Below are 13,550 nucleotides of genomic sequence, written 5' to 3' on the forward strand. Positions count from 1 at the left end.
GTTGCGGCGGAGTGTAGGCAGCGATGTTGATATGGTCAAGTCGTTTAGTTACTATCAGATGATCAGTCATCGTCGATTGAACACGACAATATCAGTAGAAACCCTGATGGCTATACTCGCTCCCACTCTCAACCCCCACGCCGGGCGCCCCATGGAAAAGCCAAGACGTGGCATTCAATCCGTCGAAATCGGAACGCAATTGCTGGTCGCGCTCGGCCGGCACGTGGCGCCCATGGCGCTGCGCGATCTCGGCAAGGCCGCCGGCGTGCCGGTCGGCAAGGCGCACCCCTACCTGGTGAGTTTTCTGAAGGTCGGCTTCGTGGTGCAGGACGGCACCGGCCGCTACGAGCTGGGCCCGCTGGCCCTGCAGCTGGGCCTGGCCAAGCTGCAGCGGCTCGACCCGATCAAGGAAGCCTCGCCCCTCATCGAGGCGCTCGCGTCCGAGACCGAGCAGAGCATCGCGGTCGCGGTCTGGGGCAACTTCGGACCGACCGTGGTGCGGCTGGAAGAACCGATCCACCCCCTGCACGTGAACCTGCGCACCGGCACCGTGATGTCGCTGGCCTACACGGCCACGGGCCGGCTGTTCGCGGCCTACCTGCCGCCGAAGGTGGTGGAAAAGATGATGTTCGAAGACCTGGCGCGCACGCGTCCGGCCGACGGGCGCGGCGCCAGCGAAGAGCTGTCGAAGTCGCAGATCGAGGCGCTGCTGGTCGAGACGCGGCTGCACGGCATCTCGCGCACGCTGGGCCAGCCGATTCCGGGCATCGACGCCTTCTGCGCGCCGGTGTTCGACTCGACCAACAACCTGGTGCTGGGCATCACGGCCATGGGCCCCGAGGCCACCTTCGACAGCGACTGGAACGGCCGCGTGGCCGTGCCGCTGAAGGCCTGCGCACTCGAAATCTCGCGCCGCCTGGGCTTCGTGCCCACCGACGAAGCGGGCTGAACCGCCGGCCCGTGCCGTGTAGGCAGGCGCTCACGCGCTTGGTTTGCCTTATCCCGCACGCGCGGGCCGCAGACGCGGCCACCGTAGAGGCCTACCTACCTCACGGAGACCGGTCATGAAAAGCATCATCCTTTGGCTCTGCGGCGTCCCGCTGATCGTGATCATCGGGCTGAAGGTGTTCGGCATTCTCTGACCGGCCACGAGCCACGACGAACGATCCCGCTTCCTCCTCACGGCGCTTCTTGCGTCGTTACAGCGCCCCTCCCGGGGCGCTTTTTTTGCGGATCGATCCGGTCAGTGCCGCTCAGTGGGTATTGCGCCGCAGCTGCTGCACGTCTTCATGCAGCGAATGCGCCCAGCTGCGGCGTTCGCGGCTGTACGAAGGCTGCGGCTCGCCGAAGCGCACGATGGCCAAGAGCGGCGGCGCGCGCAGCGTGTTCCACACCGAGGCCAGCAGGTTGTCGTCGTCGATGTAGCGCGGCGCCTGACTGGTCTCGCCGGTGGCGGCGTCGGCAAAGCGCAGCGCGGCCGGAATCACCGGCGCGCCCGAAGAAATCGCGGCCTGCAGCAGGTTGGCATGGAACGGCAGCAGCCCGCGCCCGTCGCTCGTGGTGCCTTCGGGGAACACGCCGATCAGGTCGCCGCCGCGCAGCGCCTCGGTCATGTGGTGCACCACGCGCATGGCGTCGCGCCGGCGCTCGCGCTCGATGTAGAGCGTGCCCGAGCCCGTGGAGAGCGTGCCGATCACCGGCCACTGCTTGACGTCCGACTTCGACACGAAGCGCACATGGCGCGCCGCATGGATGGCGGTGATGTCGAGCCACGACAGGTGGTTGCAGATGAGCAGCGCCGGCCCGTGCGCGGGCGGCTCGCCCTGCACGCGCAGCGTGACGCCCATGATCTGCAGCATGCGCGCCGACCAGGCCTGCACGCGCGCGTTGCGCTCGTCCTGCGGCAGGCGGGGGAAGGTGAAGCGGATCGTCCACCAGCCCGACAGCGCATGCGAGGCCGCATGCAGCAGGCGCCAGCCGGCCTTCAACGAGTGCAGCATCTGGACGCGGGCCCTCTTCTTCTTTTTGATGGCGTGCCGTGTGGCGGGCGGCTGTCGCTCAGCCGTGCACGACGCGACCGGCCACCAGCGTGTGGCGCGCGCGCCCTTGCATCGGGTAGCTGGAGAACGGCGTGTGCTTGCCCTGGCTGCGCAGCGCCTCGGGCACCACCTGCCATTCGAGCGACGGATCGGCGATGCACAGGTCGGCCACGCCGCCCTCGGCGATGCGGCCGATGCCGCTGGCCGCGTCGGCCGCGTTCAGCAGGCGCGCCGGCGCCGAGGTGACCACCTCGATGGCGCGCGACAGGCCCGCGCCGCTGCGCTCGCCCCATTGCAGCGCGAGCGGCAGCAGCAGTTCGAGGCCGGTGGCGCCGGGCTCGGCTTCGGCAAAAGGCAGCGTCTTGGCGTCGGCCTCGACCGGCGTGTGGTCGGACACCAGCGCGTCGATGGTGCCGTCGGCCAGCGCGGCCGAGAGCGCGTCGCGGTCGCCCTGCTGGCGCAGCGGCGGGTTCAGGCGCGCGCGGCTGTCGAAGAAGCCGATGTCGGTGTCGGCCAGGTGCAGCGAGTTGATGCTGACGTCGCACGTGATCGGCAGGCCCTGCGCCTTGGCCTCGCGCACCAGCGCCACGCCGCGGGCGCTGGAGATGCGGCACAGGTGCACGCGCGCGCCGGTGCTCTTCATGAGCTCGATGATGGTGAAGATGGCAATCGTCTCGGCCGCCACCGGCACGCCGCCCAGGCCCAGGCGCGTGGCGAGCGCGCCGCTGGCGGCCACGCCCTTGCCCAGGTCGCGGTCCTGCGGGCGCAGCCACACGGTGTAGCCGAAGGTGCTGGCGTACGACAGCGCGCGCTGCAGCACCTGGGTGTCGGCCAGCGGCACGTCGGCCTGGCCGAAGCCGATGCAGCCGGCCTCGGTGAGCTCGGCCATCTCGGTGAGCACGCCGCCGGCGAGGTTGCGCGTGAGCGCACCCAGCGGGAACAGGCGCGCGCACTGCAGCTTTTCGGCGCGGAACTTGAGCATCTCGACCAGGCCGGGCTCGTCGAGCACGGGGTCGGTGTCGGGCGGGCACACGAGGCTGGTCACGCCGCCCGCGATGGCCGCGGCCATTTCGCTTTCGAGCATGCCTTCGTGCTCGTAGCCCGGCTCGCGCAGGCGCGCGGCGAGGTCGACCAGGCCGGGGGTGACGATGCAGCCCGTGGCGTCGAGGGTGCGCTCGGGCTTGAAGCCCGCCGGTGCGCGTCCGATGCCGGCGATCTTGCCGTCGGCGATGGCGATGTCGGTGGGCTTGTCGGTGCCCGAGGCGGGGTCGACCACGCGGCCGTTGGTGATGAGGATGTTCATGCTTCGTTCCCTGCCACGATGCTCATGACGGCCATGCGAACGGCGATGCCGAAAGTGACCTGCGGAAGGATCACACTCTGCTTGCCATCGACCACGGCGGAGTCGATCTCCACGCCGCGGTTGATCGGGCCCGGGTGCATCACGATGGCATCGGGCTTGGCCAGCTGCAGCTTTTCCTGCGTGAGGCCGAAGGTCTTGAAGAACTCCTGCGACGATGGCAGCAGCGCGCCGCTCATGCGCTCGTTCTGCAGGCGCAGCATGATGACGACGTCGCAGTCCTTGATGCCCTCTTCGAGCGTGTGGCACACGCGCACGCCCATGCCGGCCATGTCGGCGGGCACCAGCGTCTTCGGGCCGACCACGCGCACTTCGGCGCAGCCCAGCGTGGTGAGCGCGTGGATGTCGGAGCGCGCCACGCGCGAGTGCAGCACGTCGCCGACGATCGCGACCGTGAGGTTCGAGAAGTCTTTCTTGTAGTGGCGGATCGTGTACATGTCGAGCAGCCCCTGCGTCGGGTGCGCGTGGCGGCCGTCGCCGGCGTTCACCACGTGCACGTGCGGCGCGACGTGCTGCGCGATCAGGTAGGGCGCGCCCGACTCGCTGTGGCGCACCACGAACAGGTCGGCGGCCATGGCGCTCAGGTTGGCGATGGTGTCCAGCAGCGACTCGCCCTTGGTGGCCGAGGAGCGCGCGATGTCCAGGTTGATGACGTCGGCCGACAGGCGCTTGGCCGCGATCTCGAAGGTGGTGCGCGTGCGCGTGCTGTTCTCGAAGAACAGGTTGAACACGCTCTTGCCGCGCAGCAGCGGCACCTTCTTCACCTCGCGGTCGCTCACGCTCGTGAAGTTGGCGGCCGTGTCGAGGATGTGCGTGACGATGTCCTTGGGCAGGCCCTCGATCGACAGCAGGTGGATCAGCTCGCCGTTCTTGTTGAGCTGCGGGTTTCGCTTGTAGAGCATTACTTGTTGTCCTCCACCTTGAGGCTGAAGGCGCCGTCGTCGGCGCGTGCGAGGGCTAGCAATTGGGTGTCGGGCAGCTTGAGCGTCGTTGCCGCGAAGTCGGCGGCGACGGGCAGTTCGCGGCCACCACGGTCGACCAGCACGGCGAGCCGCACACAGGCGGGGCGGCCGAAGTCGAACAGCTCGTTGAGCACGGCGCGGATGGTGCGGCCGGTGTAGAGCACGTCGTCGAGCAGCAGCACGTCGGCACCGTTCACGTCGAAGGGCAGCGCGGTCTGCGCGCTGGCCGAGAGGCCGCGGCGCGCGAAGTCGTCGCGGTGCATGGCCGACGAGATGACGCCGGGGGCACCGGCCAGGCCCAGGTCTTTTTGCAGGCGCTCGACCAGCCAGGCGCCGCCGGAGGTGATGCCCACCAGTTTCGTCTCGGGGCGCATCAGCGCCTTCACGCCGGACAGCAGCGTCGTGTAGAGCGCTTCGGCATCGGGGATTGAACTCACGGGAGACTCCTCAAAAACTGTTCCAGGATGATGCAGGCAGAGGCGGCGTCGGCATCGCGGGCGCCGGACGACAAGGCCTCGGTGGTGCTGTAGCGCTCGTCCACCTCGAACACCTGGAGATTGAAACGGCCGCGCAGCTGGCGCGCGAACTTCTGTGCGCGGCGGGTGTTCTCGTGCGGGGCGCCGTCGGGGTGGTAGGGCACGCCGACCACCAGGGCGTCGGGCTGCCATTCCTTGATGCGCGCCTCGACCTGGGCAAAGCGGGCGTCGGCGCCCTCGGCCTTGATCGTGGCCTGCGGGGTCGCCGTGCGCAGCAGCCGGTTGCCGCTGGCCACGCCGGTGCGCTTGGCGCCGAAGTCGAAGGCCAGGAAGCTCTGGAAATGCGCGGGAACGGCGGCGGGAGCGGGAACGGAAGCAGGGGCGGATGCAGGCGCGTCGGACATGACGTCGCTCATGCGTGACCCGCGTCGGGGGACAAGGTCCACGCTTCGAGCCCCAGCAGCATCAACGCCTTGTCGTAGCGCTTTTCCACCGGCGTATCGAAGATCACCGCCGGGTCGGCCAGCACGGTGAGCCAGCTGTTCTCGGCCAGTTCGGACTCCAGCTGGCCCTCGCCCCAGGCCGAATAGCCCAGCGAGACCAGCACCTTGCGCGGGCCGGCGCCGGTGGCCAGGGCCTCAAGCACGTCCTTGGAGGTGGTCATTTCGAGCCCGCCGGGGATGGTCATGGTCGAGGCGTAGACCGATTCCTCGGGCTTCTCGGCCTGGGTGAACACCGGCTCGTGCAGCACGAAGCCGCGCTCGGTCTGCACCGGGCCGCCCTGGAAAACGGGGGCCTCGCCCAGCTCGGGGCGGGCCAGGTGCAGCTCGATCTTCTCGAACAGCACCTTGAGGTTGATGTCGCTGGGTTTGTTGATCACCAGCCCGAGCGCACCGCGCTCGCTGTGTTCGCAGAGGTAAACGACGCTGCGGTTGAAAGTTTTGTCTTCCATCCCCGGCATCGCGATCAGAAAGTGATGCGTCAGGTTCATCGGGGCAGAATCGGCAGCCATATGCCCCCGATTTTACTGGCCGTCGACAAGACCTATCCCAAAGGGCTCATGTGGTTTCGCCGGGACCTGCGGGTAGACGACAACGCGGCGCTGTACCGGGCGCTGCGGGCCTGCCGGCAGGTGGTGTGCGTTTTCGTGTTCGACCGGGCGATCCTGGACGCCCTGCCCCGCGCGGACCGGCGGGTCGAATTCATCCGCGAATCGCTGGTGGAGCTCGAAGCCGAGCTGCGCGGCCTGGGCAGCGGGCTCATCGTGCGGCACGCGGTGGCCGCCGAGGAGATCCCGGCGCTGGCCCACACGCTCGACGTGCAGGCGGTGTTCGCCAACCGCGACGACGAGCCCGACGCCCTGGCGCGCGACGCCCGCGTGCTCGGCGCGCTGGCCAACACGGGCATCAGCTTTCACACCTTCAAGGACAGCACCGTCTTCGACCGCGACGAGGTCATGACCAAGGCCGGCCTGCCCTACACGGTGTTCACGCCGTACAAGCGGGCCTGGCTGGCGAAGGTGGATTCGTTCTTCCTGAAGTCGTACCCGGTGCGCAGCCACGCCGACGCGCTCGCCCCGCCGCCCCCGGCCCTGGACGGGCCGGTGCCCACGCTGGGCGAGATCGGCTTCGAAAGCACCAACCTCCAGACGCTGGAGATCCCCACCGGCACGCGCGGCGCGGGCGCGCTGTTCGAGGATTTCTTCGAGCGCATCGACCGCTACGACGAGGCGCGCAACTTCCCGGCCGTGCGCGGCCCCAGCTACATGGGCGTGCACCTGCGCTTCGGCACGGTGTCGATCCGCCAGCTGGCCAGCGTGGCGCACCAGCTGGCGCTGCAGGGCAACACCGGCGCCGCGACCTGGCTCAGCGAGCTGGTCTGGCGCGACTTCTACTTCCAGATCCTGGCGCACTTTCCGCACGTGCATGCGAACGGCGAATCGAAGAGTTTCCGCCCCGAGTACGACAAGATCCAATGGCACCACGGCAAGCACGCCGACCAGCTGTTCGACGCCTGGTGCGAGGGCCGCACCGGCTACCCGCTGGTCGATGCCGCAATGCTGCAGATCCGCCAGAGCGGCTACATGCACAACCGGCTGCGCATGGTGGTGGCGAGCTTCCTGTGCAAGGACCTGGGGCTGGACTGGCGGCGCGGCGAGCGCTACTTCGCGCTGCACCTGAACGACTTCGAGCTGGCCTCGAACAACGGCGGCTGGCAATGGGCCAGCTCGACCGGCTGCGACGCCCAGCCCTACTTCCGCATCTTCAACCCGGTGACGCAGAGCGAACGCTTCGACCCCGAGGGCAAGTTCATCCGCCGCTACCTGCCGCAGCTCGCGGGCCTGTCGAACGTGGCGATCCATGCGCCGTGGATGGCCTCGCCAGTCGAGCTGGAGGCAGCGGGCGTCAGGCTGGGCGAGAACTACCCGAAGCCGGTGGTGGACCACGCCGAGGCGCGGGAGAAGACGATGCAGCGCTATGCGGCGGCGCGGGCCAAGGCCCTGCAAAAGCCGTAACCCAAGAGAAAAGGGCCCCGAAGGGCCCTTTTTCTTTTGCGCGCCGATTGCCGGCGCTGCCGAGGCCGGTCAGGCCACCGCCAGCGCGGCCGGCTCGCTCGTGTAGGCACGCACCAGGCGCAGCAGTTCCTCTTCCGAGTACGGCTTGCCCAGGTAGTGGTTCACGCCCAGGTCGCGCGCGTACTCGCGGTGCTTCTCGGCGATGCGCGAGGTGATCATGATGATCGGCAGCTCGGCCAGGGCCACGTCGGCGCGGATGTTGCGGGCCAGGTCGAAGCCGTCCATGCGCGGCATCTCGATGTCCGACAGCACCACGGCCGGGCGCTCCTGCTGCAGCCGCTCCAGCGCCTGCAGGCCGTCGGCCGCAAGCGACACGCGATAGCCTTCGCGCTGCAGCAGGCGCTGCGTGACGCGGCGCACGGTGATGGAGTCGTCCACCACCAGCACGAGCGGGATCTGCGGCACCACCGGGGCAAAGGCGGCCGGCGTCTGCGGCGCGCCGGTGTCCACCGAAGCGGCATGCGTCGGCGCGGCCAGCGCGGCGGTCTGGCGCGCACGCGCCTGGTCGCCGTGCACCGCGGCCAACGCCACCGGGTTGTAGATGAGTGCCACCGCGCCCGAAGCCAGCACCGAGATGCCGGCCAGGCCGGGCAGCCGCGCGAGCTGCGGGCCGAGGTTCTTCACCACGACTTCCTGGTTGCCCAGCACTTCGTCCACGTGCAGGGCCACGCGCTGCGCCGCGCTTCGCACGATCACCAGCGTGTTGTTCTTGGTGGCGGCGTGCTCGCTGCGGATGGAATGCTGCAGCAACGCACCGGCCCAGTAGAACGGCACCTGCTCGCTGCCGAAGGCGAAGCTGTGGTTCAGGTAGGCGGCCTCGAGGTCGGCGCCGCTCACGCGCTGCACGAGTTCCACGAGGTTCGACGGCACGCCGATCGACACCTCGCCGGCGCGCAGCATCACCACGTGCGTCACGGCGGTGGTCAGCGGCAGCACCAGCTTGAAGGTGGTGCCCTGGCCCGGCGTGCTGTGCGTTTCGATGCGGCCGCCGAGCGCGGCGATCTGCGCGCGCACCACGTCCATGCCGATGCCGCGGCCGGCCAGTTCGGACACCTGTCCGGCGGTGGAGAAGCCGGGCTTGAAGATCAGCTCGGTGGCTTCTTCGGGCGACAGGTCCTGGTCGGGGCCGAGCAGGCCGAGGGCGCGGGCGCGTTCGGCGATGCGCTTCTGGTCGAGGCCGGCGCCGTCGTCGCGGAAGCTCACCGACACGTCGTTGCCTTCGTGGTGCAGGTCGATGACGATGAGGCCGCTGGCGTCCTTGCCGGCCTTCTCGCGCGCCACCACATCCTCGATGCCGTGCGCCACGCAGTTGCGCAGCAGGTGTTCGAAGGCGGGCGTCATGCGGTCGAGCACGCCGCGGTCCATTTCGATGGAGCCACCGACGATGTCCAGGCGCACCTGCTTGCCGGTGTCCTTCGAGGCCTGGCGCACCACGCGGTACAGGCGGTCGGAGATGCCTTCGAACTCCACCATGCGCGTGCGCAACAGGCCGCGCTGCAGTTCGCGCGTCTGGCGCGCCTGCACGCTCAGGTCGTCTTCCGTGGCCTGCACGGTCTTTTGCAGCGTGCGCTGCACGGTGGCCACGTCGTTCACCGACTCGGCCATCATGCGCGTGAGTTCCTGCACGCGGGTGAAGCGGTCGAACTCGAGCGGGTCGAAGCTCTGCTGCGAATCCTTGGCCTGTGCCAGGCGCGACTGCATCTGGCTTTCGGCCTGCACCTCGATGTCGCGCAGCTGCTGGCGCAGGCGGTCGAGGTTGCCCGTGAGGTCGGCGAGCGAGCCGCGCAGCTGGCCGAGTTCGGCCTCGAGGCGCGAACGCGTGATGATGACCTCGCCGGTCTGTGCGACCAGGCGGTCGAGCAGCTGGGTGCGGATGCGCACCGCCTGGCCCGAGGCCGCGCGCAGCGGCGCGAGCAGGGCCGGCGCGGGGCGCGGCAGCAGGGACGACGGAGCGTCAACGGCGGATCCGGCGGAAGCCGCTTCGGCCTGGTCGTCGTTCGCCGACTCGCGCACCTCGGGCGCCGCCTGCACGCGCTGGATGGCGGGTGCGGTCGGGCTGGCGGTGGCGATCAGCTGGGCCACTTCGACCTGGGCGGCGTCGTCGGCCGCGCGCAGGGCGTCGAAGGTGTGTTGCAGCGTGTCCAGGCGCGTGAGCAGCTTCTCGATGTCGGCCCGCTCGGCCCCCTGGGAGCCCAGCAGTTCGATCTCGGACTCCATGCGGTGCGCGCGCTCGCCCAGGCGCATGGCGCCGGCCAGCCGGGCACTGCCCTTGAGCGTGTGCAGCGTGCGCAGCACCGAGGCGCGCGGCGCGGCGTCGTCGGGGTGGTGCGACCACTGGCGCAGCGCCTCGCCCAGCTGGGGCATCAGTTCGGCAGCCTCTTCCTCGAAGATCGGGAACAGGTCGACGTCCACCGCGTCGGCCAGGTCGATGGCGTCTTCGTTGTCGTCCAGTACCACGTCGGCAAAGGCGTCGTTGGCGACGACCTGCTTGGGCAGCAGCGTCTCGAAACGGGCCGCGGCGATCTCCGGCGGCATCGGTGCGGCGGCGATTTCGCGCAGCGCCTGCAGCGTGGCTTCGGACGGATCGCGCAGGAAGCCGACGGCGAACTGGTGCAACAGGCGACGCAGTTCATCGGCCGCGGCGACCAGCACGACGCCCTGTTCGCGCGTGCCGCTGCCCTGCATCTGCAGGTGCTGCAGCGCCGATTCGAGCAGGCGGGCCATGCCCGAGAGGCTGTGGAAGCCGACGGTGGCCGAGCTGCCGGCCAGCGAATGCGCCAGCGCGATGGTCGAGTCGGGCAGGCGCTCGTGGGTTTCGAGCGCCCATTCGCCGACATCGGTCGCCAGCTGGCGGGACCACTCGTCGGCTTCGTTGAGGTAGACGTTGTACAGCGCGATGCCGATGCGCAGCGGGCCGATCACCTTGACCTGGTCTTCGGCGCTCGGCGCGATGGAAGACTCGGGCTCAAGGACCGCCTCGGCCAGCACGGGCTCGGGCTCGGACACGGGTTCCGGCTCGGCCACGACGGCTGCTGGCAGCTCTTCGACGACAACGGGGGCTGGGGCTTCGGGGGCGACTTCGACAGTCGCCGACACAGGCTCCGGCTCCGGCTGCAGTTCTTCGACCGACACTTCCAGCGCCGGCAGTTCTTCGGCCGCTTCGATGACCTCGACAGGTGCCACCGTCTCGGCGACAGGCTCAGCAGCAGCCAGCGGCAGCGGCTCCGGCGCCCATTCGAGATCGGGCAGGCCCGACGCGGTCGGCACCGTCGCTGCGATTTCCGGGGCGGGCTCGGGCTCGGCGTGCGACACGGCGGGCTCGGCCGGTGCATGCGTCTTCGGGGGCGCGAGGAAATCGAAATCGTCGCCGCTGGGCAGCACGTCGAGCGGCGCGGGCGCTGTGCTCTGCTTGCCTTCGAAGTCGAGGAAGTCGGTGGAGGCGAAATCGTCGTCGGGCTCGGGTGTGACAGGCTTGGTCGGTGCGTGTGGCGCTTCTTGCGCCTGCTGCCAATCGGAGAAGTCCAACGTGGCGTCAGGGGCTGCGACATCTTGCGGCGTCAGCGAAAGGTCGGGGAGCTCAGGCAGCTCCGGCATTGCGAGCGGCGCCGGCTCGGCGGCGATGTGGCGCGCGGCCACCGCGAGCGCTTCGGCATCGGCCACGCGCACCGGTGCGGGCACGGGCTCGCCGGCCAGCAGCGCATTGGCCACGCGGCTGAACGGTGCCGAGTGCCAGGTGCCTGCATCGCCGGCAGCGATGGCTTCGACCCACTGGCTGAAATCGCGCAGCATGCGCTCGGTGCTCGACAGCAGCTCGGGCGTGGCATCGCGCTGATCGGCCAGCCAGGTGTTGAGCACCTGTTCGAGCGACCAGGCGGCGTCGCCGAAGTCGGTGAGGCCGACCATGCGCGAGCTGCCCTTGAGCGTGTGGAACGCACGGCGCAGGATGGTGAGTTCTTCGGTGTCGCCGGGACGGTTGCCGAGCGCGGCGATGGCGGCCAGGCCGTTGCCCACCACTTCGCGGGCTTCGTCCAGGAAGATGTTCTGCAGGTCGTCTTCTTCGAGCTCGGTGACCTCGGTGTCGGGCAGCGCCGACGGGCCCGTGATCTTGGTGGTCCAGCTCTCGGCCTTGCGGCTGAACTCCTCCAGCGGCGACGGCTTGGTCTTGCGGTTGGGCGTGGCCAGCGCGGCGAGCTTGGAGGCGATCTGCGCGTCGACCTCCTCGATGCTGAGCACGGGCTCGGCGGCCGGCGCGGCAGCGCCTTCGGCCGGGGCCGCGGCATCGATGGCCTGGCGGCCCATCAGCGGCTTGAGTTCGCCGGCCTCGGCGTCGAACACGAACAGGCGCTTGGCCAGTGCGGGCTGGTAGCCCAGCATGTCGATGAGGAAACCGAGCGCGCCCAGGTTGTTGCCGAGCGCGTCGAAGGTGGCCATTTCCTCGACGGGCGAGCGGTTGACCTGCAGCATCTGCTCGACGTCGTCGCGCATGCGTTGCACGGTGTGCGCGGCCTGCTCGAGCCCCAGCACCGAGAACACGCCGCGCATCTGCATGAGCTGGGTGGGCACGGTGCGCAGCAGCGGCTTTTCGGCCGGGCGGCGGAAATACTGGTCGAGCGACTTCTCGAGTTCGCTCAGGTGGCTGCGCAGTTCGTCGACCACGGTGCCCATGGTCTGGCGGTCGCTGACGCGGCGGTACAGGTCCTCCATCCACGGCTCGAGCGGCTCGGAACGGCCGCCGTCGCGCACGCGTTCGATGCGGCCGGCCAGCTGCAGCGTGCGGGCCGTGAGCTGCGGGTCGCTGGGGTCGAGGTCTTCGAGCGCGGCTTCGAGGTACAGCACCGAGGTGGCGACTTCCATCGCCAGTTCGGTGTCGGGCGGCTGGCCGGAACGCACCGAGGCGTCCACGGCATGGGTCAGCGCCTGCACCATCGGCTGGCTCGGCGGGTGCAGCTTCAGCAGCGATTCGCCGAGCTGCGCGAAGGTGTCGGCCACCTGCCGCGTGCGCGTGATGTCGCCGCCTGAGAGCGCCGACCACATTTCCTTGGCGGTCTCGATGCGCTTGCGCGCCTGCGAGAGTACCAGCGGGTCGAAGCGGCCGAACTGCACCACGGTGTAGTCGACGCGCGGCTCCTGCGTCACGCCCCAGGCGCTGCGCACGGTGCGCAGCGTGGCGGCGTCGTCCTGCGCGCCGGGCACGGCCTGGGCGCAGAAGAAGAGCAGGTCCTGGCCGAGGCGGTCGGACACCACGCTGTCGCCGCGCGCCAGCGTGGCGTACTGCAGCAGCACGCGCGAGGCGGCGCGCTTGACGTAGGTGTCGGCGGGAATCAGGCCCAGTGCGAGGGCTTCGAAGAAGCCCGCGGCCAGCGTCCAGAAGCTCGCGACGCGCGGCAGCAGCGCACCGCGCCCGAGTCCCAGGCACAGCGCATGCAGTCGTCGCGCGGCCTGCGCGTCGCCGCTCTTGACCAGCTGCAGCACCTCGCGGTCGAGCCGCGAACGCACGGCCGGGTCGTAGGCCAGGGCCGCCTGCGTGAGGGCCGGCTTGACCTCGACCCAGCGCCACGCGGTGCTCCACAGGTCCGCCGGATGGACGCGCTCATTGCCGCCCAGCTCCAGCACGTCGCGGTACTGCGGAAACAGCGCCACCGACGACACGGCCTTGCCGGCCAGCAGTGCGCTGAGGAAATCGGTGACGGCAAAGCCGGCACGCTCGATCTTGTGCACGGCACTCTCGGTGCAGCGCTGCGGTTCGGCGATGAAGCCCTGCACCGCGAATTCGATGGTGCCCAGCACCAGCGCAGGCGAGCTGTGGCCCACCATCTGCAGCGCGCCGACGGCCTGGTGCAGTTGCTGGCGGGCCATCTGCAGCGGACCGCTCTCGGGCTCCGTGGCACTGCCCACGTCGCGCACGAAACGCCGCAGCGACTTGCCGACACCGTCGAGGGACTTCTGGATTTCTCCCAGCACCCAGGCCAGCGGCCCGAGGTCTTCGGTGGCCGGCATGTTGCCGGCAAGGGGGGCCGTGGCAGGGGTTTGAATCGACACGTTGATTGCTCGCCGTTCTTTATCTGTCAGTTTTTCACTGGGCGCCACGCGCCCTCAATGCATCCAACCATCGCGGTCACTTCAAGGGACACCGCGGAA

The 13,550-nt window shown here is 69.5% G+C and carries 9 protein-coding genes; 2 read left to right on the forward strand and 7 right to left on the reverse strand.

All coding sequences use genetic code 11. The features are described 5' to 3' along the window. Positions 1-151 precede the first annotated feature (151 nt). Entirely contained in the window at positions 152-949 is a 798-nt protein-coding gene (locus AC07SQ_RS09385) for an IclR family transcriptional regulator (protein ID WP_495272043.1), read from the forward strand. Positions 950-1,253: 304 nt separating this feature from the next. Here AC07SQ_RS09385 and AC07SQ_RS09390 read toward each other — a convergent pair whose 3' ends face one another. From AC07SQ_RS09390 to AC07SQ_RS09415, 6 genes are read right to left on the reverse strand one after another with little or no spacing between them, the layout of a single operon-like run. Continuing rightward, positions 1,254-2,000, reverse strand: coding sequence for a lysophospholipid acyltransferase family protein (locus AC07SQ_RS09390; protein WP_070062753.1), 747 nt, complete (start codon positions 1,998-2,000; stop codon positions 1,254-1,256). A 58-nt stretch (positions 2,001-2,058) separates the two neighbouring features. Continuing rightward, the gene (locus AC07SQ_RS09395; protein ID WP_495262349.1) at positions 2,059-3,342 is read right to left on the reverse strand and encodes a dihydroorotase; all 1,284 of its coding nucleotides are present in this window, start codon (positions 3,340-3,342) and stop codon (positions 2,059-2,061) included. Continuing rightward, on the reverse strand, positions 3,339-4,301 hold the full coding sequence (locus AC07SQ_RS09400; RefSeq protein ID WP_056577783.1) for an aspartate carbamoyltransferase catalytic subunit: 963 nt from the start codon (positions 4,299-4,301) through the stop codon (positions 3,339-3,341). Before AC07SQ_RS09400 ends, AC07SQ_RS09395 begins: the two co-directional genes overlap by 4 nt. Next, entirely contained in the window at positions 4,301-4,798 is a 498-nt protein-coding gene (gene pyrR, locus AC07SQ_RS09405) for a bifunctional pyr operon transcriptional regulator/uracil phosphoribosyltransferase PyrR (protein ID WP_056577781.1), read from the reverse strand. The genes AC07SQ_RS09400 and pyrR overlap by 1 nt, the downstream gene beginning before the upstream one ends. Continuing rightward, a complete protein-coding gene (ruvX, locus tag AC07SQ_RS09410) occupies positions 4,795-5,253 on the reverse strand; it encodes a Holliday junction resolvase RuvX (RefSeq protein ID WP_159272906.1) in 459 nt (152 codons plus the stop codon). The genes pyrR and ruvX overlap by 4 nt, the downstream gene beginning before the upstream one ends. Then, positions 5,250-5,849: a YqgE/AlgH family protein gene (locus tag AC07SQ_RS09415; protein ID WP_062479100.1), complete on the reverse strand. Its 600-nt coding sequence runs from the start codon at positions 5,847-5,849 to the stop codon at positions 5,250-5,252. Before AC07SQ_RS09415 ends, ruvX begins: the two co-directional genes overlap by 4 nt. On the opposite strand from AC07SQ_RS09415, the gene AC07SQ_RS09420 reads away from it, so the two are divergent. After that, on the forward strand, positions 5,850-7,352 hold the full coding sequence (locus tag AC07SQ_RS09420) for a cryptochrome/photolyase family protein (RefSeq protein ID WP_495272042.1): 1,503 nt from the start codon (positions 5,850-5,852) through the stop codon (positions 7,350-7,352). Positions 7,353-7,421: 69 nt separating this feature from the next. Here the strand turns inward: AC07SQ_RS09420 and AC07SQ_RS09425 are convergent, their stop codons facing one another. Next, the gene (locus AC07SQ_RS09425; protein ID WP_495272041.1) at positions 7,422-13,451 is read right to left on the reverse strand and encodes a hybrid sensor histidine kinase/response regulator; all 6,030 of its coding nucleotides are present in this window, start codon (positions 13,449-13,451) and stop codon (positions 7,422-7,424) included. Between the last annotated feature and the right edge of the window lie 99 nt (positions 13,452-13,550).

The sequence above is a fragment of the Variovorax sp. GW821-FHT06D12 genome (assembly GCF_059419205.1).

Bases quoted from the DNA above. Each gene is read 5' to 3' on its own strand.
- AC07SQ_RS09385 (WP_495272043.1), top strand. From the start codon at position 152: ATGGAAAAGCCAAGACGTGGCATTCAATCCGTCGAAATCGGAACGCAA.
- AC07SQ_RS09390 (WP_070062753.1), bottom strand. From the start codon at position 2,000: ATGCTGCACTCGTTGAAGGCCGGCTGGCGCCTGCTGCATGCGGCCTCG.
- AC07SQ_RS09395 (WP_495262349.1), bottom strand. From the start codon at position 3,342: ATGAACATCCTCATCACCAACGGCCGCGTGGTCGACCCCGCCTCGGGC.
- AC07SQ_RS09400 (WP_056577783.1), bottom strand. From the start codon at position 4,301: ATGCTCTACAAGCGAAACCCGCAGCTCAACAAGAACGGCGAGCTGATC.
- ruvX (WP_159272906.1), bottom strand. From the start codon at position 5,253: ATGAGCGACGTCATGTCCGACGCGCCTGCATCCGCCCCTGCTTCCGTT.
- AC07SQ_RS09415 (WP_062479100.1), bottom strand. From the start codon at position 5,849: ATGGCTGCCGATTCTGCCCCGATGAACCTGACGCATCACTTTCTGATC.
- AC07SQ_RS09420 (WP_495272042.1), top strand. From the start codon at position 5,850: ATGCCCCCGATTTTACTGGCCGTCGACAAGACCTATCCCAAAGGGCTC.